Source organism: Clostridium sp. UMB9555A (genome assembly GCF_030222355.1).
Taxonomy (GTDB): domain Bacteria; phylum Bacillota; class Clostridia; order Clostridiales; family Clostridiaceae; genus Sarcina; species Sarcina perfringens.
Window position 1 is genome coordinate 364,649 of sequence record NZ_JASORQ010000002.1, and the last position, 25,696, is coordinate 390,344.

At 27.6% G+C, this 25,696-nt stretch carries 27 protein-coding genes; 2 read left to right on the top strand and 25 right to left on the bottom strand.

The window, feature by feature from the left end; genetic code table 11:
- Positions 1-111: 111 nt before the first annotated feature.
- From QP548_RS06955 to QP548_RS07060, 22 genes are all read right to left on the bottom strand, one after another.
- On the bottom strand, positions 112-1,581 hold the full coding sequence (locus QP548_RS06955; protein ID WP_061427446.1) for an amino acid permease: 1,470 nt from the start codon (positions 1,579-1,581) through the stop codon (positions 112-114).
- Between the two features lie 774 nt (positions 1,582-2,355).
- Positions 2,356-3,513: a 1,3-propanediol dehydrogenase gene (dhaT, locus tag QP548_RS06960; protein ID WP_075808085.1), complete on the bottom strand. Its 1,158-nt coding sequence runs from the start codon at positions 3,511-3,513 to the stop codon at positions 2,356-2,358.
- Positions 3,514-3,608: 95 nt separating this feature from the next.
- Positions 3,609-4,037 (bottom strand): GlcG/HbpS family heme-binding protein, encoded by a 429-nt coding sequence (locus QP548_RS06965; protein WP_060670176.1) that lies wholly within the window; start codon positions 4,035-4,037, stop codon positions 3,609-3,611.
- Between the two features lie 23 nt (positions 4,038-4,060).
- Positions 4,061-4,573 (bottom strand): cob(I)yrinic acid a,c-diamide adenosyltransferase, encoded by a 513-nt coding sequence (locus QP548_RS06970; RefSeq protein WP_061427441.1) that lies wholly within the window; start codon positions 4,571-4,573, stop codon positions 4,061-4,063.
- An 18-nt stretch (positions 4,574-4,591) separates the two neighbouring features.
- On the bottom strand, positions 4,592-4,942 hold the full coding sequence (locus QP548_RS06975) for a glycerol dehydratase reactivase beta/small subunit family protein (RefSeq protein WP_003451934.1): 351 nt from the start codon (positions 4,940-4,942) through the stop codon (positions 4,592-4,594).
- Positions 4,935-6,785: a diol dehydratase reactivase subunit alpha gene (locus QP548_RS06980; protein ID WP_061427438.1), complete on the bottom strand. Its 1,851-nt coding sequence runs from the start codon at positions 6,783-6,785 to the stop codon at positions 4,935-4,937. Before QP548_RS06980 ends, QP548_RS06975 begins: the two co-directional genes overlap by 8 nt.
- Before the next feature lie 16 nt (positions 6,786-6,801).
- A complete protein-coding gene (locus tag QP548_RS06985) occupies positions 6,802-7,227 on the bottom strand; it encodes a diol dehydratase small subunit (RefSeq protein WP_003451918.1) in 426 nt (141 codons plus the stop codon).
- Between the two features lie 19 nt (positions 7,228-7,246).
- Entirely contained in the window at positions 7,247-7,813 is a 567-nt protein-coding gene (locus QP548_RS06990; RefSeq protein ID WP_061427436.1) for a propanediol/glycerol family dehydratase medium subunit, read from the bottom strand.
- Between the two features lie 13 nt (positions 7,814-7,826).
- On the bottom strand, positions 7,827-9,491 hold the full coding sequence (locus tag QP548_RS06995; protein ID WP_060795337.1) for a propanediol/glycerol family dehydratase large subunit: 1,665 nt from the start codon (positions 9,489-9,491) through the stop codon (positions 7,827-7,829).
- A gap of 331 nt (positions 9,492-9,822) precedes the next feature.
- Positions 9,823-10,575 (bottom strand): response regulator transcription factor, encoded by a 753-nt coding sequence (locus tag QP548_RS07000; RefSeq protein WP_061427435.1) that lies wholly within the window; start codon positions 10,573-10,575, stop codon positions 9,823-9,825.
- 19 nt (positions 10,576-10,594) lie between these two features.
- Positions 10,595-11,827 (bottom strand): PocR ligand-binding domain-containing protein, encoded by a 1,233-nt coding sequence (locus tag QP548_RS07005; RefSeq protein ID WP_061427433.1) that lies wholly within the window; start codon positions 11,825-11,827, stop codon positions 10,595-10,597.
- A gap of 186 nt (positions 11,828-12,013) precedes the next feature.
- Positions 12,014-12,718: an MIP/aquaporin family protein gene (locus QP548_RS07010; protein WP_003451988.1), complete on the bottom strand. Its 705-nt coding sequence runs from the start codon at positions 12,716-12,718 to the stop codon at positions 12,014-12,016.
- A 228-nt stretch (positions 12,719-12,946) separates the two neighbouring features.
- Complete coding sequence (locus QP548_RS07015) at positions 12,947-13,123, bottom strand: hypothetical protein (RefSeq protein WP_164790586.1); 177 nt, start codon at positions 13,121-13,123, stop codon at positions 12,947-12,949.
- A 176-nt stretch (positions 13,124-13,299) separates the two neighbouring features.
- Positions 13,300-14,121 carry an MBL fold metallo-hydrolase gene (locus QP548_RS07020; RefSeq protein ID WP_061427430.1) on the bottom strand — a complete coding sequence of 274 codons (822 nt, stop codon included), beginning with the start codon at positions 14,119-14,121 and terminating at the stop codon, positions 13,300-13,302.
- Positions 14,122-14,198: 77 nt separating this feature from the next.
- On the bottom strand, positions 14,199-14,612 hold the full coding sequence (locus QP548_RS07025) for a hypothetical protein (protein WP_061427428.1): 414 nt from the start codon (positions 14,610-14,612) through the stop codon (positions 14,199-14,201).
- A 26-nt stretch (positions 14,613-14,638) separates the two neighbouring features.
- Complete coding sequence (locus tag QP548_RS07030; RefSeq protein WP_061427426.1) at positions 14,639-15,265, bottom strand: hypothetical protein; 627 nt, start codon at positions 15,263-15,265, stop codon at positions 14,639-14,641.
- Positions 15,266-15,544: 279 nt separating this feature from the next.
- Complete coding sequence (locus QP548_RS07035) at positions 15,545-16,090, bottom strand: nitroreductase family protein (RefSeq protein WP_061427425.1); 546 nt, start codon at positions 16,088-16,090, stop codon at positions 15,545-15,547.
- 61 nt (positions 16,091-16,151) lie between these two features.
- Positions 16,152-17,951 (bottom strand): HD domain-containing phosphohydrolase, encoded by a 1,800-nt coding sequence (locus QP548_RS07040; RefSeq protein ID WP_061427422.1) that lies wholly within the window; start codon positions 17,949-17,951, stop codon positions 16,152-16,154.
- Between the two features lie 211 nt (positions 17,952-18,162).
- Complete coding sequence (locus tag QP548_RS07045; protein ID WP_061427420.1) at positions 18,163-19,188, bottom strand: hypothetical protein; 1,026 nt, start codon at positions 19,186-19,188, stop codon at positions 18,163-18,165.
- Positions 19,189-19,271: 83 nt separating this feature from the next.
- Positions 19,272-19,550 (bottom strand): hypothetical protein, encoded by a 279-nt coding sequence (locus tag QP548_RS07050; RefSeq protein ID WP_061427418.1) that lies wholly within the window; start codon positions 19,548-19,550, stop codon positions 19,272-19,274.
- 15 nt (positions 19,551-19,565) lie between these two features.
- Positions 19,566-19,901 carry a hypothetical protein gene (locus tag QP548_RS07055; protein WP_061427415.1) on the bottom strand — a complete coding sequence of 112 codons (336 nt, stop codon included), beginning with the start codon at positions 19,899-19,901 and terminating at the stop codon, positions 19,566-19,568.
- A gap of 36 nt (positions 19,902-19,937) precedes the next feature.
- On the bottom strand, positions 19,938-20,654 hold the full coding sequence (locus QP548_RS07060; protein ID WP_061427413.1) for a nitrite reductase: 717 nt from the start codon (positions 20,652-20,654) through the stop codon (positions 19,938-19,940).
- A gap of 256 nt (positions 20,655-20,910) precedes the next feature.
- Between QP548_RS07060 and QP548_RS07065 the strand changes: the two genes are divergently transcribed.
- Complete coding sequence (locus QP548_RS07065; RefSeq protein ID WP_061427411.1) at positions 20,911-21,555, top strand: DedA family protein; 645 nt, start codon at positions 20,911-20,913, stop codon at positions 21,553-21,555.
- A gap of 163 nt (positions 21,556-21,718) precedes the next feature.
- Here the strand turns inward: QP548_RS07065 and QP548_RS07070 are convergent, their stop codons facing one another.
- On the bottom strand, positions 21,719-22,732 hold the full coding sequence (locus QP548_RS07070) for an alpha/beta hydrolase (protein ID WP_061427410.1): 1,014 nt from the start codon (positions 22,730-22,732) through the stop codon (positions 21,719-21,721).
- A 177-nt stretch (positions 22,733-22,909) separates the two neighbouring features.
- On the bottom strand, positions 22,910-23,416 hold the full coding sequence (locus QP548_RS07075; RefSeq protein ID WP_061427408.1) for a GNAT family N-acetyltransferase: 507 nt from the start codon (positions 23,414-23,416) through the stop codon (positions 22,910-22,912).
- A 169-nt stretch (positions 23,417-23,585) separates the two neighbouring features.
- On the opposite strand from QP548_RS07075, the gene fliB reads away from it, so the two are divergent.
- Positions 23,586-24,740, top strand: coding sequence for a flagellin lysine-N-methylase (gene fliB, locus QP548_RS07080; protein WP_061427406.1), 1,155 nt, complete (start codon positions 23,586-23,588; stop codon positions 24,738-24,740).
- Between the two features lie 147 nt (positions 24,741-24,887).
- Here the strand turns inward: fliB and QP548_RS07085 are convergent, their stop codons facing one another.
- Positions 24,888-25,571, bottom strand: coding sequence for an MgtC/SapB family protein (locus QP548_RS07085; protein ID WP_060795306.1), 684 nt, complete (start codon positions 25,569-25,571; stop codon positions 24,888-24,890).
- Between the last annotated feature and the right edge of the window lie 125 nt (positions 25,572-25,696).

The following is a 25,696-nucleotide window of genomic DNA, read 5'->3' on the forward strand; positions in this document are numbered from 1 at the left end:
TAAATAAAATTACCATATTTAATTTTTAAAAAGCTATTGCTTAATCTAAGCTATGAAATTATATGAAAATATCACACACTCTACCTTATTTTTTTAAAACTATTGTTTAATCTATTCACATATACTCTCTTCAACAATTTCAACTTCAATATCCTCTTTGCCTAAACTCTTATTTTTATATGACTTTTCAGATAAAGCTCTTAAAACAAGACCTAAAGCCATAAGTATAACAGGTCCACCATAAGTTTTTATTATTAAAATGGCTGCTTCTTTCCCTGAGCTTCCAACAATGTCTTGAAGACCAGCACCAAAGAATCCTGCGCAGGAAAGTACTAAAGCTATTCCTGCAACTGTATATGCTAAGGCATCACTTTTAAAAAATTTAAAGTCTAAATCTTTATTATGTTTTCTAAAGGATATAAATGAACATATTAATACTACATATGGAACCACAACTGCTAAAGATGATAAATCTGTTAATAATTTAAAGAAATCATTAATTGATCCTATTCCTAATAAAGGTATTGATATTAATACTACTAAAATTGCACATTGTGTCCATAAAGCATTTACTAAAGTTCCGTCTTTTCTCTTCTTAGTTAAAAAACTTGGGAATGTTCCCTTTGGAACTTCTCCAAACATGGCTCTTATTGGTGATTCCATCCAAATTATATAGGCTGCTATTGATGTTATTAAATTAATAGCTGCGTATACTTGTACTATAACCTTACCATTTATTCCAAAATTATTAGCTAATATATAATATACAACATAACCTGCATCTTGAATTCCTGCCTTTTGTAAAACTTCTGGTGATGCTATAAACTGTATAGCTACAGAACCTAAAATGTATGAGAATGCTATTAAAGCTGTTGCAATTATCATAGCCTTTGGAAATGTCTTTTTAGGATTTTCAGTTTGCATTATATAAGTACCCGCAACTTCTGATCCTGACACTGCAAATAATAACCATGAGAATGTAGAAAAATAACTTGCATTAAAATCAGGAATTACATTTTGAACTGTAAATTCTGTAGCAGAAGGTGTTCCCATGAAATATCCCACTATTGCCATTAATATAAAGATAACAGTTGCCCCTAAAGTAAATTGTCCTCCAAAGTCAGCAAGTTTTGAAAACTTACTTACACCTATGGTTGCTATATATGTCATTGCTATACATATGACAATTGATAAAATAGGTAATAAATATGCATTAGAATCAGTAAATACATTTCTTCCAAGTATTGCCCATGATGCAGCTACTGGTATTCTTGAAAAAACCATTTGTAAGTAAAATAATATTCCTATGAAATAAGTCCAAGTCCCTACAAAAGCCCATTTTTCACCTAAAGCTTTATTTATCCATGAATATATTCCTCCTTCTTTATCTCTATTTGCTGAAGCCATTTCTGCTATTATTCCACACAAAGGTAAAAAATAAAAAATAGATACTATTACCCAAGATGGAATAGCTGCTGGCCCTAAATATACAGCATTACTTGCTATATTAGTAAATCCGAATGTTGGTACGAAAATAAGCATTACCAATGCCCATAACTTTATTTTTTTGTCCTTTCCCATTTTAAACTCTCCTTAGTTTACACCTTTAAACTTTATTCAATATTTATTAATCTACTGTTCATATTTATGTTAAAATTATACTACTAACATAATAAATATACAATATATTTTTCGAATAAAAATGCATACATTTTGTATATTTATTTACGAAATCGTTGTTTTAAATCTAATTTCTTATTTTATTAATCATTTTCCTACATAACGCAATTATTTCCATACAAATTTTATACAAGTTGTTGCATAATTTAAAAACAAAAAATGATTATAGATATAGTTAATTATTTTTTAATTATATCTATAATCATTTTTAAGTTTTTTATTATTTTTCTTTATTTCTTAATTAAATATATGATTTATTCTGTAAAGTTCTATATATACCAATACTTATCTTGTGTAATTAAACTTTCTATAAAAGTTTTTTTAGTTTTTATTCTTTCATAATATATTTAAAAGACTCTTTCAATATTGAAAGAGTCTTTTAAATATATTATGAAAAATTCCTTTTTAAAATAATTTAATTGGATATATAAAAAATTATTTTAAACTAATATTTTTAATTTAAGTTATTGGGTATTTATAACTTAATTATTTTATTATAATTTATCCGATTTACATATATTAATTTTTACTGTTGTTTGTTTATTAAGTTTATATAAAAAGTCTATTGTATTTATGCCTTTTATTATTTGCTAGCTCTAATAATTAGAGCTAGCATTTATTCATATTTTAAATAATTTTATGTTGTATTATTTTCATTATAAAGCTAATATTTTATTAGAATGCAGCTTTGAATATTTCAACGATCTCTCTTTCGTTACCTTTTCTTGGGTTACTGAATGCATTACCATCTTTAAGAGCCATTTCAGCCATGTATGCGAAGTCTTCTTCTTTTACTCCCATGTCTCTTAATTTTGCTGGTATTCCGATATCAGTTGATAATCTGAACATTGCATCTATAGCTTTTTGAGCAGCATCCATTACTGATAACCCTTCTATATTTTCTCCCATGAACTCAGCTATATCAGCGAATTTTTGTGGGTTAGATATTAAGTTGTATTTACATACATGTGGTAATAACATAGCGTTAGCTACTCCGTGAGGCATGTCATATAATCCACCTAATTGGTGAGCCATAGCATGTACATATCCTAAGTTAGCATTATTGAATGCCATACCAGCTAATAATGAACCATAAGCCATGTTTTCTCTAGCTACTAAGTTTTCTCCTAAAGCAACAGCTTGTCTTAAATTGCTTGATATTAATTTTATAGCTTGTATTGCAGCAGCATCTGTTACAGGGTTAGCATCTTTTGATACGTATGCTTCTACAGCATGAGTTAAAGCGTCCATTCCTGTTGCAGCTGTTAATCCTGCTGGTTTTCCAACCATTAACATTGGGTCATTGATTGAAACTAAAGGTAAGTTTCTCCAGCTTACTATAACGAATTTAACTTTAGTTTTAGTGTTTGTTATAACACAGTGTCTAGTTACTTCACTTGCAGTTCCAGCTGTAGTGTTTACTGCTACTATTGGAGGAAGTGGATTTGTTAAAGTTTCTATTCCAGCATAGTCATAAAGATCTCCTTCGTGAGTTGCAGCTATACCTATTCCTTTACCACAGTCATGTGAACTTCCACCACCAACTGTAACGATCATATCACAGTTTTCGTCTTGGAATATTTTTAAACCATCTTTAACGTTTGTATCTTTTGGGTTTGGTTCAACTCCATCATAATAAGCAACTTCTATTCCTGCTTCTTTTAGGTATTTTTCAGTTAATTCAACTGCTCCACCTTTTAATCCTCTTAAGAATTTATCTGTAACTATTAAAGCTTTCTTTCCACCCAATATTTTACATCTTTCACCAACTACTGATATTGAGTTAGCTCCCATAAAGTTTACACTTGGTACTAAATAATCGTACATTCTCATTTCATTTTCCTCCATTTTCTAATGATTTCTATCTATTAAAATATATTTTTAAATATTTAATCTATATAATATGATTAAATAATATTAGCTTTTTATTATTTATTGTTAAAACAATCTACTGCTGCTTGTGCTATAGCCATGTCTTCTTCAACTGTTCCACCACTTACACCAACAGCTCCTACAACTTTTCCATCAACTATAATTGGGAATCCTCCACCAAATGGCACTATTCTACAATTGTTTGTTAATTGAAGACCATAAAGACTTTGTCCTGGTTGAACGCATTCTGCAATTTCATGACTTCCTTGCTTTAAACATGCAGCTGTATAAGCTTTGTTTATAGCTATATCAATGCTTGTTAAAAATGCATCTTCCATTCTGTGCATAAGCATTAAATTAGCACCAGCATCAACTGCTGCAAATATAACTGGAACATTCATTTCAGTAGCTTTAGCTTCTGCAGCTTTAGCCATTTCTTTAACTATTTCTAAGCTTAATTCTTTTACATCATTTAATTTTTTCATATTTTCTCCTCCTTTAGGTTAATTTATTTTTCTTCATAATATCTTGCTAATGCAAATAAAGTATCTGATAATCTATTTATATATTTTTTAATTTCTTCTCTTAATGGCTGTACCTCGTTTAAAGCAGTCATTATTCTTTCCCCTCTTCTAGCTACAGTTCTAGCTACATGAAGAGTTGCTGAAGGTTTATTTTTACCTGGTATAACAAAGGCTGTTAAAGGCCCTGCTATGCCCATGTATTTATCTATTAATTTTTCTAAATACTCTATATGTTCTAATTGGATTTTATCTTTTAAAAGCTCAAGTCCTTTTTCATCACTAGCAAGCTCGGCTCCTAACATGAACAATTCCTTTTGTATTTTATTAAGTATATCCTTCTCTTCTTCATCAGGTAATTCAGCATAAGCAAGTCCTATGAAAGATATTAATTCATCTATTGTTCCATAAGCATCTACTCTTAAATCACATTTATCTACTCTACTTCCTCCGAAAAGAGAAGTTGTTCCTTTATCACCAGTTTTAGTGTAAATATTCATGTTAAACACCTCTTCAATTTAAATATTTTTTAAAGGCATCCCCTTAACTAATCTTGCTCCATTAGCTCCTAAACTTCTTAAACAAGTATTTCCTTTTTCTAAGTTTATAAAGAATAAAGGCTCTTCTTCCTTTAACTTATTAATAGTTAAACTTACATCACCTTTACTATTAACTCCTATTCCAACTGAAAGTTTAGAATCATTAGCAGCTAAATTAGCAAGTTCCTTAGCATCATTTAAATCTTTATTTTTTAATATAAAAGGGATTCCTTCTTCTTCTATTCCCCATAGAATTTCTTCTATATCCACTTCATTTATTCCTAAAGAACAATATACAAATATGCTTGGATGATTATAATCCTTAATCATTTTCCTTGACACCCTTTCTGTCAAAGGCTAATACTAATCCAGTTGCAACTGCATTTCTTGGACCTTCACATCCTCTTATATTTCCTCTTCCTGCAACTACCCCATAATGAGATAAAGCATCTGTTACTAATTCAGGAACCTCAAAGTCTAATGATGATCCTCCAACTAAAACAACGAATTCTATGTCTCTTATATTTCCTGTAGGTGAAACACTTTTTAATGCTCTTAAACAGTTAGTTACAAAAACTCTTTCCTTAGCAGTTTTTCTAACATTTTTAATCTTTTCTAAAGAATTCTGTCCATCTACCGGAATAAGCATTCCCTCTTTAATAATTACAATCTTAGCAAAAACTGAAGAATCTAAAGGTTTTTCAAAGAACTCTACAGTTCCATCTTCATGTCTTATATGGAACAAACTCTCAACCTTAGCTAATGGATATTTTTTTATATCTTCTGCAAGTCCAAAGTCTTCTATACCTAATTCTGATTTAATAAGCATAGTTACCATATTTCCTGCACCAGCTAAATGTATTGATGTTATGTTACCTTCTTTATTTATAATAGAAGCATCTGTAGATCCAGCTCCCATATCTAAAATAGCTAAAGGAGTATTTGTACCTGGAGTTGTTAAGGCTCCTCTTATTGCCATGTCAGCTTCTACACCACCAACTTCTACTGGAACACCTAACTTTTCTTCAAGTTTATTAGCTATTATTTGCATTTGGAGCTTATGAGCTTTAACCATTGCTGCTATTCCAACAGCATTCTCCATTGAAAACTCTTTTGCAAGTCCACCTTTAACCTTTTGAGGAATAAAAGTGTCTACTGCTAATAAATCTTGAATTTTTATATCTGAAATACTTTGATTAGTTAAATCAGCCATAACTTGTCTAACTTTTTCAAGCATTCCTCCAACATTAGAACCAGCATCTCCTCTTAAATCTTCTATTGGAGAACAAAGGCTAACAGCCTCCATTATTTTATCTGCTCCCTCTTCAACATCTACAGACTCTTTTCTTCTCATTCCTGTTATGTTAATCTTACCAGCTGGTATTTTCTTTTCCTTAACATCCCCTTGAGGAGTTTTTATTACAACAGCTGATCTATTTCCTATTAAGGCTCTTGATACAGGAACAATCATTTTTGTCTCTTCTGGACTTAAGTCAAAAACAGTAGCTATTCCATATGGATTTGATAGCTGTCTTATTACTGAACCTTGTGGTGCTACTTCAACAGCTGCTTTCATATCTACAGGAACCTTTTCTAAAAGAGAAACTTCATCAACTATAGGTATTTTTTTATCTAATCTGTTATTGATTAATACTCCATCATCCTTTTGAACAATGGCAGCAGTTATATTAATACCTCTTCTAGTTGCTTGATTTATTCTAAATACAGCCTCTAAAAAACTTATATTTCCTAAAACCAATGGAATAAAAGCATTATCTTCCTCTTTGATTTCATCAATATTTAAAGTTTCTAAAGTTTCTAATCTTATAGTTTTACCTATTCCTACACCTAATCCTCCTGGAGTAGAAGGGTTATGTCCTATCATTGTTGATTCAGTTATTATTGTTTCAGTTATTGTTTCCATAGCAACATCCCCTATAACAGGTGCTGCTTCGTTAATTCTAACTAAATCTAAATCTTCTAAAGTTAAGTTAGCTTTCTTTAAAGCTTGGTTTAAAGAAGCTATTACCCCACTTATATTTTCTTCCGTTCCTTTGATTCCTGTAGTGGGAATTATCCCACTAGACAGAAATTCAACATTATTTTCATAAACCTTACCTAAAGCAGTTTCTGTAGAAGAGTTTCCTATATCAATTCCTGCTATGATTTTCATCTTTTCACCTCTGATTTTACTCTTCTATTCTTAATTTATTTCTAGTTTCATATACTTCAGCTGCTTCTCTAACAAAATCAGCATTAACTTTAGCATCATATTTTGTTTCAAGTTCATCAGCTATTTTGAATAAATCTTCTTTTGTTGAACGATATGGTCTTAAAGCATTGTACATCTCTAATATTCTATCGTCTGGAACTCTTATAAGCTCCGCAGCTCTTCTAAAGTTTCTAGCTATAGCATCTCTGTTCATGCTTTCAGCTATTTGAGCTTGCATTTCTAAAGTTTCTGGTGAAATTCTTATATCATCTGCATTGATTTCTCCACTTAAAACTTTTTCTAAAGTTATATCTTCTAAAGCTTTTCCTGTAGGAGTTTTTATATCTCCTTTTCTCTTAGAAGTTAAAGGATAATCTGCCGCAGTCATTCTCTTATTTTCCATGATTTCAATCCTTTCTAAATTAAAAGTTAACTTCTAATTGAACTGGTTTTTTACCTGGTTCAACGTGTTTAGTTTCTTTTATGTGTAATAAAGCTGCCTTTGCCATGAATTTAGGTCTAACCATTTGGTCATTTTTTACTGGTACTGGTGTTGGTGACTCACCTTTAGCATATTTAGCAGCATTTTTTCCGATTAATCTATATGTTTCTGGAGTTAAAAGCGGAGCTTGTGAGAATAATTCTAAGTTATTTAATGGTAATAAATCTTTTTGATGTATTACTGTAGTACCTTTTGATTGTATTCCTATACCTATTCCTGATCCACTTAAACAAGCTGCATCATGAGCTATAAAAGATACATCGGATGTTCTTAAAATTCTAACTACTCTTGCATGTAATCCTTCTTCTTCAATACCTGCTATGATTTCAAGTAAAGTTTCAGTATGAGGAACATCTACTATTGTTTTATTTTGATATTTTAAAAATGCAGGTGCTAATCCTATAACAACTTCATCTGATCTTAAACCAACCTTAGCTTCTCCAACTTCTTCAACTGTTATTTCTGGTATAAAAGTTCTTTCTTCCATTGTCATTCTCCCCCTACTCTATATCCTCTGGTCTCATTACTGTAGGAACTTTTTTTATTTCTTCCCATCTTTGACCATCTAGTCTATATCCTGTTCCAGGTCCCATATAGTCATTTACATCATTAACAGCACTTATAACATTGAAATCTTTATCTAAAATTGCTGAAGTTTGAAGATAATCTCCAGTAACTCTTTGCTTAAGCATGTTTAATAAGTTGTTTGCTATATCTTCCATACCATTTTTGCTTAAAGCTTTTATTATATCTAATCCTGTTATTCTTCTTTCTAACATTTCTTCTGCAGCCTTTAAATCTTCAACTACATTTCTATTTGGCATTTCCTTACTTCCATGACAGTAAGTTGCAGCTTCTACCTCTTCATCAGTAACTTCTGGGAATCCTAATTCTCTAAAGATTATTTGTATGCATTTAGCTGCTTTATTTCTAACCTTTATAGTTTCTTCTTCTGTAACTGGTCTTAATCCACCGTCAACTTTTAAGTCTCTTTGAAGTATGTTGTAATCATCAAAGTCTTCTGCATCAAAGTTTGATCCAGCAAACATGTTATCGTAGTTTGGAACTGCACTATATCCTGAGAATATGAAGTCTGTTCCTGGAAGCATTTGCATTAACATTCTTGCTGTTCTTCTTATGTCTGAGTGTGAGAATGTTTGATCATTTGCTGATGCAACCTCTATATCAAGCATTGCAGCTATTAAGTTTTCTCCAAGAACTGCTCTTATTCCTGATGGAACTGCTCCTGTCATACCTATACAACTAACTGCACCATTTTGTAATCCTTGAACTCCAGCTCCCTTAGTTATATATATACATCTTGATTCTAAGTAAAGCATTGATCTACCTTCTGAGTATCCCATTAATGCTTCTGAACCTGAACCTGATGTAAATCTCATCTTAAGTCCTCTTGAAGCATAAGCTGATGCTAAGAATGCTTTTGACCATGGAGTGTCATCTCCATCTGTAAATACTGATTCTGTTCCATAAACTGAAACTGTTTCTGCATAACTTGTAAGTCCTCTCATTCCTAGGTCAAGTTCAGTAGCTTCCTCAACTGCACATTGAGTTAGAACCCCTCCTCTACCTACTTGTGAACCTACTAAGATAGCTAATGCATTAAAAGGTGCATATCTAACTATACCTACTGTAGTTTCTTGCTCTGCGAATCCTCTTAAAGCAGCCTCTGCAGCGTCTGCTGCTATTTGAACTGGGTTATCTTTTACGTTAGTAACGTGACATTGGTTAGCAGGTGTTCTTCTTGCTCTCATTTTTTGAAGAGCCATCATCATTTCAACAACGTTCATTTCTTGAATAACTTCTACAGCCTTCATTGGTGTTATTGAAGTAGTAATTTTTACTATTTCATCTCTACTAACATTTATATCAACTAATCTTCTTGCTATTTCTTTAGATGAAAGTTTCATAGATTCTTCTGCGTCTTCTATGTTTATAGCATACTCTGCTATAAATTTATCTATCATATCAAATTCATCTCTTGATCTGCCGTCTAATTCAGTAATTATTCCATTTTCTATTTTTATTGATGATTTTGGATCATTTGGACTATCTAAAGCTATTAAGCCTTCATCAGCCCACTCTCCTATAAGTCCATCTTGGTTTACAGGACGTTCTGATAATACTTGGAATCTTTTAGATTTCACTTTAACGTCTCCTCACTTTCAAATTCATTTGTTAATTTTTTGTCTATGTCTAGATTTTAATATAATTTTAACTAAATTCCATCGGAAAATTTTCATCTATTATGTTAAATTTTTGTCGTATTTTAGATAAAAAAATAGGATTATTTTAACTTTATTTTTGTAAAAATTAAAATAATCCTATCCGAATATCATTTTTTTAATATATTTACTTGTTTATAGTTATATTTTTCTATGAAAGTTGCTTTTTTTATAACAATATATTATCCTCTTTCTATTTTTTCTTCTGTAACATTTCTCACAAAAATCCCATGATTGTTAATTTAATAATTAATTATTCTTCTCTAAAAGCCTTAGGAGTTAATCCTGTTATCTTTTTAAAGACCCTTATAAAATACCCACAATCATCAAAACCTAAGTCTAATGATATATTAATTATAGGGTCTTTACTTTCTTTTAAAAGTTTCTTTGCTCGTTCTACCTTCTTCTCATTTATATATGTTATTACTGTTTTGCCAGTTTCTTTTTTAAAAACCCTACTAAAATACCCTGGGCTTAAATTACAGATTGAAGCTAATTCTTCTAACTTCAGCATTTTATCCATATTGTCATCAATATACTTAGAAACCTTATCTACTATTTTCTCTTCATTTGTTAAGTTTCTATCTAGAGTCTTTTCATCACTATGACTTTTTACTCCTAATTCTATATTCTTATTTTCAATCTTATCCATAATATTATCAACAATTTCAATTAACTTTTCTGGCTTTATTGGTTTTATTATGTAGTCTGATCCTCCTAACACTAAAACTTTGTGTATAAACTCAAAATCATCATATGCCGTAAGCATTATTATTTCCTTGTTAGGATTTTCGTTTTTTATAAGTTCCAATGCTTTAATACCATTTATTCCTGGCATCTTTATATCCATTATTATTATATCTGGATTAAATTCTCTATTTAATTCTAAAGCTTCTTTTCCATTTCTTGCTTCAATAATTTCTTTAACTCTTCCATTCTTCTTTAATATAGAAGTTAAAACGCTTCTCTCTAATTGCTCATCATCAGCAACCATTATGCTAAACACAAAAATACACTTCCTTTATTTAAAGTTTTCTAGGTATTATAATTTCTACTTTAGTACCTTTTTTAACTTTACTATCTATATTTATACTATATTCTTCACCGTAATAATGAAACATTCTCTTATTTACATTATTTATTCCCACTTTATCTAAGTCTAGTTTATCTCTACTTTTTATTTCATTTCTAATTTCACATAGTTTTTCAACTGATATTCCAACCCCATCATCAGATATAAGAATAATCATATCATCTCCATTATTCTTAATTGATAGATTTATGGTTCCACCTTGTTCTTTTTCCTCAATTCCATGCAAAACTGCATTCTCAACAAAAACTTGAAGTGCCATAAATGGAATTTGTACATTTGAATCCTCTTCATCAAAATCTATATTATATTTTATTCTTTCACCAAAACGAACCTTTTGAATTTCTAAATATGCTTTAACATGATTTATTTCTTCACTAAGTCTTACAATTTTATTAGCTTTCTTTAAAGTGTACCTTAAAATATACGACAAATTATAAATTACTTCTTGAGTTTTAGGGGCATCCTCTATAATTGCTAAAGATGCTATGCTATTTAATACATTAAATAAAAAATGTGGGTTTATTTGAGATTGAAGAGCTTTTAGCTGACAAGCTTTATATTCCTCTTCAAGTTCTAGCTTACTTCTCTCTGCTCTTGCAATTTCTATATTTTTTGTATAAATCTCATTTTGAGTTCTTTTAAGTAAGGCTTCCTCAACAATGTAATTGCTTACATGAGACATCATCTCTGAAACAGCTTTTATTTTATCAAAGCTAAGAACTGGTATTTTTTCATATGCCTCAATAATTTTATCTTTTATTCCAGAATCATATTCTAACTCCTTAGTTAAAACAGCTTCTAACTCATGATCATCTGCATCCTTTAATAAAACTTGTCCTACCATAACTGCCCCTAGATATTGCCCATCAATTATTATTGGAACAGCCACATCAACAAGTCCTCTATGACATTTATATATGTAAAAACTTCCCTCTCTAGCAGCTTCTAGTCCACCTCTTGAATCACATTTTTCACATAATTTTGAGAACTCTTTTTGTTCCCTTATTAATTTACAAAATTCACTACATCTGCTATGCTTAGTAACTGGTATTCCTTTGTAATCTACTGTAATCATAGCAAACTCAGTTGCTTTAGCTATATCATCTTGTATTTTTTGAAAGGAATTAACATCTAAAATCTCTCTAATATCTAATAAATTTGCCATATTTCCTCCTCTTAAGAGCTTTAATAATATATACACTATATTTTACTATAAAAAAATAATACTTAAAAACATAATATTAAATAACGTATTTTTAAAGTTATAAAAAATTTATCATTTATAATTAAAAAAAATTATTATCTATATTGATCTATAGATAATAATTTTAAACTTATTTACCTGAGCTTATTAAAATATATTTACATAAACTAAGGCTCCACATATTGCTCCTATTATGGGTGCAACTATAGGAATCCAAGCATATTCCCATTTAGAACTTCCTTTTCTCGGAATTGGAAGTAAGAAGTGTGCTAATCTTGGACCAAAATCTCTAGCTGGATTTATTGCATATCCTGTTGGACCACCTAAGCTTAATCCTATAGCCCATATTAAGCATCCTACTATAATTACTTTAACACCATAATCTATATTTTGTGCACCTATTCCTAATACAGCAAAAGTTAAAACAAAAGTTCCTATAAATTCTGTTAAGAAGTTTATTTTATGATCTTCTATTTCTGGAATAGTACAAAATACTCCTAATTTTGAATTTTGATCTTCTGTTTCTTCAAAATGATTATAGTAAGTTATATAAACAACAACTGCGCCTAAAAAAGCTCCTAAAAGTTGTGCAATTATATAAGGAATAACTTGAGACCATGTAAATTGACCAACTATAGCTAATGCTATTGTTAATGCTGGATTAAATAATGCTCCACTTACACTAGTAAAAATAGCTGCTGGTATAGCAACTGCTAAAGCCCATCCAGTAGTTATAACTATCCAACCTGAGCTATTTCCCTTTGTTTTCTTTAAAACTACGTTTGCAACAACACCATCACCAAGTATGATAAGTAGCATTGTTCCTATTAATTCTGCTAATAATGATGCCATAAATTATACTCCCTCTATATTTATGACACAAATACAATTCTTTTTAATAAACATTTAATATTCTTTTAACAACAATTATACTATAATACATATGTTAAAAAATAGTCAAGCTTATAATTAAAAATTTCTTTTATTTTTAATAATTTTGTTAATTTGACTAAAAAACACTTCAGATTACAAGAAAATTTATCCATGTAAATATTTTAAATTAGTTAAATTTTCAACATTTTAATATTCTTTTTCTTTTAAAGTTTCTGAAATCTCATTTAACTTATTTTCTATTCTTTCTAATCTATTAAATGACTTTATTATATGTCTTACTATTTTAACTACTACATATGCAATTAAAATTAATAAAGATAGGTTTAATAAAGTAGCAAGTATTCTAAAAAAATCTAATTCCATTTTTCTCCTCCAGTTTACTCTTTTATTTATATTAATATTCTAATAAATTTTCATTATTTTTTCAAATTTATAAATTTTATACCATTATGAGAAAATTTATACAATAAATGAGCAAGGGATTATATCAAATACTTATTTTTAAATTTATAAGTTATTTTGATATAATCCCTTGTATTTTATATATTTAAAACTTGTCCAGTAGAAATATATTCTATTTTATCTTGTAACTTTTCTTCTAGCATTTTAAATGCTCTCATTCCTGTGCAGTGACAAGTATAAAACTTAGTATTTCTTTCATTTAAGTTATCTCCTAAAGTATTTATAAATAAATCACTTTCACTTATTCCAGTGCTAGGGTTAAAAATATGGAAACCACTTATAACGTAGTCTAAGTCTTTTCCTATTATAACCTCTGCTTTATCAATTATATTTCTTATGTCATTATGAGCACATCCACCCATTAGTACATTCTTATTATTTTCTGTTATTATAAGACTTTGTTCATGTACAAAATCGTCTTCTAAGTACATACCATCTACTCTTTTATAAAGGACCTTATTAAATTTAGATACTTTATGTCTATTTTCTACTACTGAAAATAAATATAACTCATCATCTATTTTCATATCTCCCTCTGTCAATATTATTCTTGGATTTGACTTTAATTCTTTATCTAATCCTATATACTTTTTGAAAATTCCTGCCATACTATAATACTCATTAAAAGCATCCTTATGTATATAAACCTTAGCTTTATGATTTATTTTCAAAAATTCTTCTAATCCACCACCATGATCATTATGACCATGAGATATTACTACAATATCAACCTCTTCTAAATTTATATTTAACTTCTTTGCATTTGTCAAGAATGTATTTTTAGGACCTAAATCAAAGAGTATATTATGTTTTTCTGTTTCTATATGAAATGATAAGCCATGCTTATTTTCATATTCATCTGATATTTTTGTATTTTCTACTAATGTAGTTATTATCAATTTACTCACTCCTCTTGTATCTCAAACTGCCTTTATACTAAAAACAACTAAAATAAACTATAAAAATATTAAAAACATTATAATGGTAATAAGCTTATTTTCTTAGAAAATTCCTTTTCCTCTTCACTTAAATTTCTTGATACATATTGATAACAATTCAATATTAAATCTGAATATGCATTAAAAGCTTCTTGATTTGCAAAGCCTTTTCCTTCAAACATCCTATCCATCATCTGCATAATGTTATTTATATATAAATATGGATTTACAAAGGTACTTAAGTCTCTAAATCCATTTCCTTCTAACTCATTAATCTCATCCTGTAAAATCTGATCGCATTTTCCCTTGCAACAAGGAATAACTCTTACTATTTTATCATTCTCGTCAGTTATTATTTGTATCATAGACATTTTTATATCATCCATTAAATCTTTACCACAAACAGTACATCTTATTATCTCATCATTGGAAAATACATTTGACTTTTCCATAATATTTACATCTCCTTTGTTTATAATTAATTCATATCAGATAACAATCTATTTATTTTATAAATTGTATTTTTTTCATCAATGTTATCTTCATAACAAGTTACATAAATACTTCTTCCTGATTCTAAATGTAAAACCCAATTGTCTAACAAATTTAAATAAATATATTTAATGTACAAGTCGCTAAATTCTCTTCCCACAAATCCATTTCCACTATTATAAACCTCATTGCTAACAGCATAGTTAGAATGATATATTATTTCTTCAGGATTGCTTTGTATTAACTTTAAATTGCCCTCAAAGTCTATTATTAAGGAATTATTATATCTATCATCACCCTCATTTAAAACTTTCCTTACGTCTTTTTCAGTAAAAATATTAGGCTTTGTTTTTCTATGTACTACTATTTCAATATTAAAATTCTCAACCCCATAACAATTTAACTGAAATTCTGAAATATTAACCTTTTCATCATTTATAAAAAGAATATTGTTATCAGTAAGCCATTTTTCAGCTTCTTCATGTGTTTTAAATATCATATCATTTTCAAAGTCAATAGTTAAAAAGTGCTCTTGTGGCTCCCAATTATTATTTTTCTTCAGTCTATAAACTGACTCTAAAGGTATTTTATAAGCATTAATTGTAAAAACCATATCCTCACCCCTAGTCATTAAATATAAAAACAAAACCAAATAATTACATTTTAATTATATCATTCTATTAACCTTTTGTACACATTTACATAATATATAAACTGATCTAATTTCTTAAATTATAAAATAGTTTTTTATTCTCAATTTTAAAAAGCTCATAGATAAAATTAATACTTTAACTTAATCCTTATACATTAAATAAAAAATAAACTTTAAAATTTAAAGCAAACTTCTTTATAAAAAAACAAACTAGCTTTTAATATGCTAGTTTGCTTTTCCTTATTTATATTTATTAAAAGAATAGATCTCATCAATATTCTTTCTTATTTTTCTTTTTGTAACTTTTTCATCATAGTATCCTAATGAAATTATTAAATGAATTTCTTTATTTGCAGGAACATCAATGAGCTTTTTAATATTTTGTTCTTTAAACCACCCCATCATACAGGTCCCAAGTCCTAGCTCAGTGGCTGCCAAACATAAATGTTCTGATGCTATTCCTATATCCATAGAAGTATAATCCTTCTTCTTTATAAGCTCTCCCATCTTAGATGTTAAATTTCTCTTTTCTCCAACCACAACTATAAAAACAGGTGATGTTAAAGCAAACTTATTAATTCCTATCATAGGATCATACAAATTCTCTGCAATTTTTCTAACTAAATTTTTATCATTAGCAACAACAAATTTCCATGGCTGCGCATTACAAGCTGATGGTGCTACCCTTGCTGCTTCTATTATTTTTAATATCTTTTCTTTTTCAACTTCTTTATCTAAATACCCTCTTACACTTTCTCTTTTATTAACTAAATCAAAAAAATCCATTACTTCCACCCACCTTAATTATAAATTTATATTTATCTTTAAATAAAATTATAATCCATGTCTAAATTTCTTTTAACTCTAAAAATTTATCTACAACTACAGGATCAAATTGTGTACCAGCATTCTTTCTAAGTTCATTTTTAGCTTCTTCAATACTAATTCTTTCTTTGTAAATCCTTTTATTTGTCATAGCATCATAAGAATCTACTACATTTATAATTCTAGCAAGTAGAGGAATATCATCACCTTTTAGTCCCAAAGGATAACCAGTACCATCATATCTTTCATGGTGAGCTAATATACATCCTGCTATTTTTTTTAACTCTGGATTAAACATAGCAATTCTATATCCTTTTTCAGAATGAGTTTTTATTATCTCATACTCTTCTTTTGTTAATTCACCTGGCTTAGATAATATTTCCTCAGGAATTCCTACTTTGCCTATATCATGAAATTTAGCTAGCATTCTTAATTTTTTTAATTCTTTTTCAGATAAATTCATCTTTTTACCTAGTTCAAAAGCATACTTTTTAACCCTATTTATATGCTCTTTAATATCTTCATGTTTTAATAAAAGTTCTTTATTTAATGCATCTAATATATTATTCCTTATGTATTTTTCATTCACCAATTTATCTCTATACACCTTATCTTCAGCTTCTGCTAATACTTCATCTATCGGTTTATTAGCCTCTTCTTTACTAGATACTCCAAGGGCTATACTTAAAGGAATTATAGTATTATTATTAATTTTACAATTTTTTCTTATTCTATTACATATAACTTCTGCTTCTTTCTCTGTTGTCTTAGGCAGGAGAATGCAAAACTCATCTCCTCCCCATCTAAATATAAGATCATCTTTTCTGCAAGAATTTTTTATTACCTTTGAAATTTCTTTTAAAATTTTATCTCCCTCTAAATGACCAATAGCATCATTTATTACTTTAAGCCCATTTAAATCTCCCATTACAAAGCTTAACGGAAAAAATTCCTCATTATTTAACTCTTCTAGTTTTTCATCAAAATAAGCTCTATTATAAAGTCCCGTAAGTTTATCTCTATAGCTCATTTTTTTCAATCTATTTTCTAGAATAACATTCTCAGTTATATCCCTAACAATTCCTACAATACCTGTTACACTGCCATTGTTATCTATAACTGGCACTTTAATAGATTCTACATACTTTATCTTTCCATTAATTTTTATTCGTATTTTTTCTTTTACTTTCTTCTTTGTGCTAATAACCCTCTTATCTTGAGTTATTAAATCATCAAGCATATGTCCTTCTTTAAACAAATCATTTTTATTACAAATCTCTTTAACAATTTGCCGTATATCTTCACCTATTATTTCTTCTCTATCTTTTTTATAATACTCATTAATTAAAGTATCATTGCACTTTAAATATTTTCCATCTTTATCTTTATGATAAATTCCATCTGGTATAGTTTCAACAATAGTATTTAAAAGCTCCTTTTGATTTATAAGTTCTTCTTCATATTTCTTTCTTTCGCTTTGATCCTGAAGAATTCCTAAAAAACATGTTATTTCTCCATCTTCTTTTATAGGTGCTAAATAACACTCTAAAAAAGTGCCTTCAGGATACCCTAGGTTTTCTGCATAGCCTGAAAAAAGTTTTGGTTTTCCTTCTTTAGTTACTAATTCATAGTTCCCTATATATTCATCCGCCATTTCTTTACTAAAAAGTTCCCTCAAACTTTTACCAATTATCTCTTCTTTACTTAAATTTAATGTATTTGCGTAATATTTATTTACAAAAATAAATCTACTGTCTATGCCTATCAACCATACTGAATAAGGTATATTATCTAATAATACCTCTAATAAATTTGAATTCATAAATTTCATCCTTCTTTACTTATATACTATTAGAATTTAATTTTATCATAAAAGACAAATATATGATAAAAATTTTAATTAAATATATAAACTCATGATAATTAACCTTTATAAATTATGTAGAAATCAGATTATGTAGAATATAAAAATAACTATATCTAAATAAATTCTATAACTTAGATATAGTTATTCTTATATATATATCCTTAAACTATTTAATTAATTTTTTAAACTTCTTTCTTAATTCCTTTAATTTTTCTACTGATGGATATGGAAATTCCTCTTCTAATGCATCATCAATTACAGCTATAGCCTTTCTATACTCCCGCCTTTTTTCATAAGCTAAAGCTAAATAATAAGAATATATATTCCTATTACCATAGCCTTCTATAAGATTTTTATAATATTCTACTACTTTTCCATAATAATCTTTATCAAATTTATTAGTTTTCTTTAACCCACTTTCTTTAATAGAATAAATATCTATTTTGTAAGCTTCCTCTATTTCATTTATCCAAATAATAAGTTCAGATTCCTTATCATTATTTAAATTTTCTAGAAATACCTTACTATAATAATACTCATTTTCATTAAAAGCCTTAACTAACTTTCCATCCTTTAATTTTAAAATATGAAGTTTATTTAACTTAGTGTCTACTTCAAAACCTATGAACACCAATATTTCTTTTTCCAAATTCAAAACAAATAAATCCTTTATAGTAAACCCCTCGCCCCTAAAATTATGTTTTAGCATATAGGATTCATACTGTTTATTTAATAAAGCTAAATATGGCTTTTTATCTAATAAATATGGAATTAAGATACTTTCTTTTTCTTCTGACACTATTCTAAGAAAATTTTTATCATCCTCTAAATTCTCTAATGTTAAAAATTCAGTTTCAATTGGGAACTTATTTGCTATATCAAGTGGAATATTATTTTCTTTTTTGCTTCTACTAAATTTAACATTTTCTTTTCTATTTTCATTAATATTAGAATTAAACCTTAGATCCACCTCTTTATTTAATAAAAACTCCTCATCTGGATAAGTTTTATAAAAATCTATAAATGAAGAATTCATAGTTTTTATGCATCTTAATTTATTTGAATCTGTGAAGGATTGATTTCTAAATTCACTTTCTTGAAGATAGATATCATTACACTTTGTACAGCCTAAATCTTCTTTATAATCTCCTTCTCTTTTATCTAAAATTATTTTATCATTTGAATTAATCATGTAAATTCTTCCTTAATATTATTAATTACAATATATTCTATTTTAAAATAGCCAAAAAGTTTATATATATTTAAACCATATTTTTATTTCTTTGTTCTTATTATTTTATACCAAAGTTTATTGCTTTTAGGAAACTCTTTCTTCTGTAAATATTTCAAGGTTCTCTTTAATTCCTTTTCATCAAGATTTAAAAATACTTCTCTATGAAACCCATTTTCATTTACATTGAATAACCCCTTATCTATTTTTTCTATTTCAACTTGTCTATCTTTTTTAAATGTTTTAAAATTAACTTTATCATTGATCTCTATTCTTTTTAATGTATATAAAGCAACATCTACAAAATCCGCTATACTTACCAATTTATATATCTCCTTTTATATTTTCTTTACATCCTTTAATTTTGAAACCAATTTTGTAAATTCATTTTTTATAATTATATTTGAAATAAAAAATATAATTATCTCTTCATTATGAAAAATATATGCAACCCTACAGTCCAATCCAGCTTCTAAGGGAATCTTATATTCATATATGGTTTTACCCTTATACTTATATCCTCTTACCTTCTTAATCTTATGAGGATTAGTATTTATTAAATCTAATGTACACTTATATATTCTATTTCTTATATAATCTTCATGTTTTCTATTGTGTTCAAAAAACTTTTCTAAATAACTATTTTCTTCAATGACTATTTTCTTATCAATCAAATATCTCATCTCTTTTCAAAATACTTATAGTAATATTTAAGCATTAAATCTTTTTATTATATTTTTTTCAAATTCTTCTTCTCCAATTTTTTCAATAATCTCTGCTAACCTTTCTTTTTCACCTGCAAGCTCATTATAATAATCTATAGTGCATTCTAGAAGTTTTAATAATTCTTCTTCCTTGAATCTTCTCTTCATCGGCTCTGCCTTCCTAGCTTTTCTCCCAGCTCTTCCACCTATAAAAACTAAAAACTCTACTTCCTTACTTTCTGAATTCACAATTGGTACAATACCAAAATCATTGCTTTGAGCTTTACCATAACTATTTATACATCCGAAAACTCCTATTTTAAATTTTGCCGGAACCTTTCTTCCTAAAAACTTCTCCTCAAATAATTCTCCAATTTTTCTTGTATCAATAAGTCCATGCTTACAAACAGTTCCCTTACATGTAACTATAGCCCTAACAGTTTTTCCTGCTCCTCCAATTCTAAGACCTTTTTTTCTTGATATTTCTACTACTTTATCTATATTTTCTTCCTTTATATAAGGTATTTCCACAGTTAATCTACTAGTTAAACTTAATTCTCCATTTCCATATTCTTTAGCAATCTCAGATAAAGCAATCATCTCTTCTGCTTTAAAATATCCAACTTTACTTAAAAACCTTATAGCATAAAACTCTTCTTGCTTTTGATTTAATATACCCTTAGCTTTTAATATTTGCTTTTCTTCTACTGTTAATTTCTCCATTTATATTCTCCTCTTAAATCATGTAAAATCATGAACAACTATTCTATATATTTATTATAATCTCTAAATATTAATAACTAATATACTTTTTATTTAGAATATTAATAAGTAAAAACTTATATAAATACCTAAATATTAGTAGAATCAAACCAATTACCGGATTTAATTAACATTTTATTCAAAAAATTAATGAATAATATTTAAATTAGTAATATAATAAAAAATAGATTTATTCATTTTAGTTAGGAGATTTTTTATGAACTTAATAAGCAATTTTTTTGATTTAATATTACATTTAGATAAATATCTAGGTGTTTTTATCAATAATTATGGAACCTTGACTTACTTGGTTTTATTCTTAATAATCCTTGCGGAAACAGGATTAGTAGTAACTCCTTTTCTTCCTGGAGATTCAGTAATATTTGCATCAGCTACTTTCTGTGCTTTAGGCATGATTAATATTTACATACTAGTACCATTATTATTAATTGCAGCCATACTTGGAGATACTTTAAACTATAGTATTGGTAAATTTTTAGGTAGCAAATTACTTGCTAATTCTAAACTTATAAAAAAAGAGTATATTGATAAAACTAATACTTATTATGATAAATATGGTGGAAAAACCTTAATAATAGCTAGATTTATTCCTATAATTCGTACCTTTGCCCCTTTTGTTGCAGGTATAGGAACAATGAAATATAAAAACTTTTTAACTTACAATGCAGTTGGTGGATTTATTTGGGTTATACTTGTATCAAGTTTAGGATATTTCTTTGGTAATATAAAAATTGTTTCTGAAAATTTCTCAATAGTTATTACAGGTATAATAGTTGTTTCTATTTTACCTGCTATAATAGGAGTGCTTAAAGCTAAATTTTCACCTAAAGCTGCTATGTAATAAAAATTTAAAATCATATATTTAAGATAAAAAAACAAACAGTAATAAAATATTACTGTTTGTTTTTTTTAGATATTATTTAATCTGATCTATTAAATTTTCTATAGCTTTTTGTGTGTAGATTTATTCTATCTTTACTTATAGTTTATTTTGTCCCTTAAAACTAACTAATATATTTATTTAAAAAGCTATCTATTGTTTCCCAATAAAGTTTAGGATTAACTTTGCTTGATTTAGCATGTCCAGCTCCTTTTACTATTAATTTTTCCTTCTCAGCAGAAGAGGCATTAAAAAGTTCTTCTACCATAAAAGATGGAACAAAGGTATCTTCATCTCCTTGAATAAATAATGTTGGTGTTTTTGATTTTGAAGTTTGATTAATAGGTGATGATTCATTTATCCAATATCCAGCTCTAATTTTCGTTATTAAATTTGCTATATTCAGCATTGGAAAAGCTGGAAGACCAAAAAGTTTATTTAACTGATAAGCAAATTCATCCCATGCACTAGTATATCCACAGTCTGCTACCACAGCTTTAACATTCTTTGGAAGTTCTTCTCCTGAGGTATTAAGAACTGTAGCTGCACCCATTGATATACCATATAAAACTATCTCTGCCTCTTTATCTTCTTTTATTATATAATTAATTAAATCTATTATATCTAAACGCTCGTCCCATCCCATTCCTATATAATCACCTTCACTAGTGCCATGACCTCTTAAATCAGGAATTATAACATTATATCCCATATCAGAAAAGTTTTTAGCATAGTATGATGTTAATTTACCTTGAGATGTATAACCATGTACTGTAATAACCCACTTATTAGAGTTTGGTTTTTTTATAAGATAATTGTGTAATTTTAGCCCATCTCTTGAAGTCATATATAAATCTTCATAACCACTTTCCTTTAAAAGCCATTCTTCGCTTGAAATACTTACTGGTCCACTTGTACTATTTATTGTAACCACATCTTTACTACTTTCAGTTGATTCAAAGACTATATCCTTTGGTGTATCGGGATTTATAGCTAAATTATATAAATAGTTTCCTCCAAATCCTAAAGCTAAAATAATACATATTATTATTCCTACTAATATTCCACAAATCCATTTTTTAAGCTTACTCGATCTTTTCTTAGTTTTATTTTCTTGTTTTATATGTGTTGTATTCATATACTCTCCTTCATAAAAGAATTTTATAAGTCATTATTATATCACGAATTATTTTGATTATCAAATATTTATTATAGCAAATAATTTTATTTTTAAAATATTAAAAATAAAAGGTACTTGATGTAATAAAAAACAGTCAAGCATCAAAGCTTAACTGTTTTTTATATCTTGTTTAGATTAAATAAATTCTTTAATTAAATACAATACTAAATCATCATCATTTCTGCACTGAGCATTCTGCTCTAAAAGCATATTATTATACCAAACTCCACTACCATCAGGAATGTACCCTCTTTTTATATACATTCTCTGAGCAGAACCATATCCTGAATGAAGCCCAACCCCTAAACAAATGCTTTTAGAATATTCTTTAACAGTATCTTCAATTTTATCAAGTAAAGCTGTACCTATACCTTTATTCTGATATTTCTCAAGAACATTAAAATCACGAAGAGTAGGAATTTTCTTATTGGCAAAAGGTCCATTTTCATCATTTGGAATTAGTGTTGCATAGCCAAGGACTTGTTTCTCATTACATGCTACAAAAACTTTTCTAACTCCATTTTCTTGTTCTTCATAATACCTTTCAAATAATGTAATTGGTTTTTCCCACCCTTGTAACTTAAACTCTTTATTAAAATTAATAATATCTGACTTAATCATATCTCTAATATGAATATTCAAAATTATCCCCCCCATATAAATCAAGTAAAATTTATTCATAAAAATTTCCATCTAATTAAATAATACCATTATTTTAATGATTAAACTTATAAAAAATTGCTAACTATTTATAAAACTAAATGATAAAATATTAAGGCAATATAATTTTTACACGAAAGATGGTGTTATTTTGAAAGCAAACTTTTTTATTCCAAAATATATGAAGACATTTAAATGCATAGGTCCTAATTGCACTGATACTTGTTGTGCTGGTTGGGACATTAACATAGATGAAAATACTTTTAAAAAGTATGAAAATGATAAAGGAAATCTAAAAAAATTAATAACTGGAAAATACATAAAAAATTCTGAATCAGATGATTCATTTAATTATGGATTTATGAAAATAACAAAAGATAATAAATGTCCTTTTCTCAATGATAACTTACTTTGTGAAATTCACGGTAAATGTGGTGAAGAGAACTTATCTATAACCTGTAGAAGATATCCTAGAGTTTTTAATATTATAGATGATATATATGAGAAAAGTGGACTTCCTTCCTGTGAAGAAATTTGCTCTAAAGCTTTTTTAAACAAGGAAAAAATGGAGTTTATAGAAATAGAAGAAGAACTTGATGAAGATTCTATAGAAATACGCAGAGTAATAGATACTGATGCTTTTATAGGTTCAGATAATTTAATTCAGTACTTTTGGGATATAAGAGTTATATCAATAAATATTATGCAAAACAGAAATTTCTCTATTGAAGAAAGACTAAGTCTATTAAAATCCTTTTATAAAAATCTAGAAACTCTAAAAAATAAAGAAAACTTTTATGAAATTGAAGATTTACTTGAAAAAATAACTGAAGATCCATCAAATATAACTGAATTTATTGATTCTAGCACAATTGTTCCACTTAGTATTACTAATAACTATTTTAAGATTATCTTAGATGGAAATCTTTTAAATAAAGTCATTGGTACTAGATTAAAAATCTTGTTATCAGATTTAAATAAAGATAAAAATTTATTGAATAATATACATAAATATGACTTAAAATCCTTAGATAATTACTTTACTCAGTATTCATACATATTTGAAAATTACTTAGTAAATCAAATTTTTAAGGATATAATTCCATTTAATACAGGTGAAGATTTAAATCAAAGTATTGATAAGCTTATAAATACTTATAAACTAATAAAAAGCTATTTAATACTTTGGAATATATCATCACAAAATGAAATTTCAGAAAAAAATATAATATATGTAATTCAAGCTTTAAGTAAAGACCTAGAACATAATAAAGTATTTAAAGATATTTTAACTCATAATCTTTAAAACATAATTACTTCATATAATAAAAAATAAAGTGTATTTAAAAGAAAAATATTATTAAATACACTTTATTTTATAAATTTTATTCTTAAATAAGGTACTGGATTATGTAAAATCAAAAAGATTATTCTTAAAGGTAAAATCCATTAATCAAATATAATTTATTTCTTTTACTCTACTTATATTTTCATTAACTATGAGGCCACTTATAATTTCATTTATTGTTACAAACTGTGGAGCCTCTATTTTATATTGATAAACCTCTTCACTAATTGACTCAATATTACTTATCCTTATTTGATATTCCTCAAAAAAATCATTTATTTCATTTAATGCTTTAAGATCTTTACATCTTATTTCTATACTTAAATTTTTAGTGTTTATTATAAATTTATCTTCAAATTTCTTTAGAGAAATTAAAACTATCAATATACTAACACCACTTAAAATACTTATGACATAGAATCCCATTCCTATAGCAATACCAACTCCTGCCACTGCCCACATGGAGGCAGCTGTTGTTAACCCCTTTACAGTACCTTTAGTTTGAATTATCGCTCCTGCGCCCAAGAATCCTACCCCTGATATAACTTGACATATAACTCTTCCTACATCAACATGTAATATACTTGACATAGCTTGATTCTTTGCTATTTCTCCAAGTACAAAATAACCAACCTGTACCTGAATTAAAGCTGCAATAGTAGCTCCTAAGCATACTAAAACATGAGTTCTAAATCCGGCTGGTCTATTTTTATACTCCCTATTATATCCAATAAGTCCACCTATAATTATAGATAACAGTATCCTTATTATTACTTGAGTTATGTTCATTTTGTCCCCAACTTTCTTCAATATAGTGATTTAATAATATAATTTAAATCAAATAATGTTTTTTATGTAAAAACCTGTAACATATAGTTTATATTTTATAGCTGATAACTGGATAAATCAAATTT

Coding starts and splice junctions, on each gene's coding strand:
- QP548_RS06955 (WP_061427446.1), bottom strand. CDS start 1,581: ATGGGAAAGGACAAAAAAATAAAGTTATGGGCATTGGTAATGCTTATT.
- dhaT (WP_075808085.1), bottom strand. CDS start 3,513: ATGAGAATGTACGATTATTTAGTACCAAGTGTAAACTTTATGGGAGCT.
- QP548_RS06965 (WP_060670176.1), bottom strand. CDS start 4,037: ATGAAAAAATTAAATGATGTAAAAGAATTAAGCTTAGAAATAGTTAAA.
- QP548_RS06970 (WP_061427441.1), bottom strand. CDS start 4,573: ATGAATATTTACACTAAAACTGGTGATAAAGGAACAACTTCTCTTTTC.
- QP548_RS06975 (WP_003451934.1), bottom strand. CDS start 4,942: ATGATTAAGGATTATAATCATCCAAGCATATTTGTATATTGTTCTTTA.
- QP548_RS06980 (WP_061427438.1), bottom strand. CDS start 6,785: ATGAAAATCATAGCAGGAATTGATATAGGAAACTCTTCTACAGAAACT.
- QP548_RS06985 (WP_003451918.1), bottom strand. CDS start 7,227: ATGGAAAATAAGAGAATGACTGCGGCAGATTATCCTTTAACTTCTAAG.
- QP548_RS06990 (WP_061427436.1), bottom strand. CDS start 7,813: ATGGAAGAAAGAACTTTTATACCAGAAATAACAGTTGAAGAAGTTGGA.
- QP548_RS07005 (WP_061427433.1), bottom strand. CDS start 11,827: ATGGCAAATTTATTAGATATTAGAGAGATTTTAGATGTTAATTCCTTT.
- QP548_RS07010 (WP_003451988.1), bottom strand. CDS start 12,718: ATGGCATCATTATTAGCAGAATTAATAGGAACAATGCTACTTATCATA.
- QP548_RS07015 (WP_164790586.1), bottom strand. CDS start 13,123: ATGGAATTAGATTTTTTTAGAATACTTGCTACTTTATTAAACCTATCT.
- QP548_RS07025 (WP_061427428.1), bottom strand. CDS start 14,612: ATGGAAAAGTCAAATGTATTTTCCAATGATGAGATAATAAGATGTACT.
- QP548_RS07030 (WP_061427426.1), bottom strand. CDS start 15,265: ATGGTTTTTACAATTAATGCTTATAAAATACCTTTAGAGTCAGTTTAT.
- QP548_RS07035 (WP_061427425.1), bottom strand. CDS start 16,090: ATGGATTTTTTTGATTTAGTTAATAAAAGAGAAAGTGTAAGAGGGTAT.
- QP548_RS07040 (WP_061427422.1), bottom strand. CDS start 17,951: ATGAATTCAAATTTATTAGAGGTATTATTAGATAATATACCTTATTCA.
- QP548_RS07045 (WP_061427420.1), bottom strand. CDS start 19,188: ATGATTAATTCAAATGATAAAATAATTTTAGATAAAAGAGAAGGAGAT.
- QP548_RS07060 (WP_061427413.1), bottom strand. CDS start 20,654: ATGGAGAAATTAACAGTAGAAGAAAAGCAAATATTAAAAGCTAAGGGT.
- QP548_RS07065 (WP_061427411.1), top strand. CDS start 20,911: ATGAACTTAATAAGCAATTTTTTTGATTTAATATTACATTTAGATAAA.
- QP548_RS07070 (WP_061427410.1), bottom strand. CDS start 22,732: ATGAATACAACACATATAAAACAAGAAAATAAAACTAAGAAAAGATCG.
- QP548_RS07085 (WP_060795306.1), bottom strand. CDS start 25,571: ATGAACATAACTCAAGTAATAATAAGGATACTGTTATCTATAATTATA.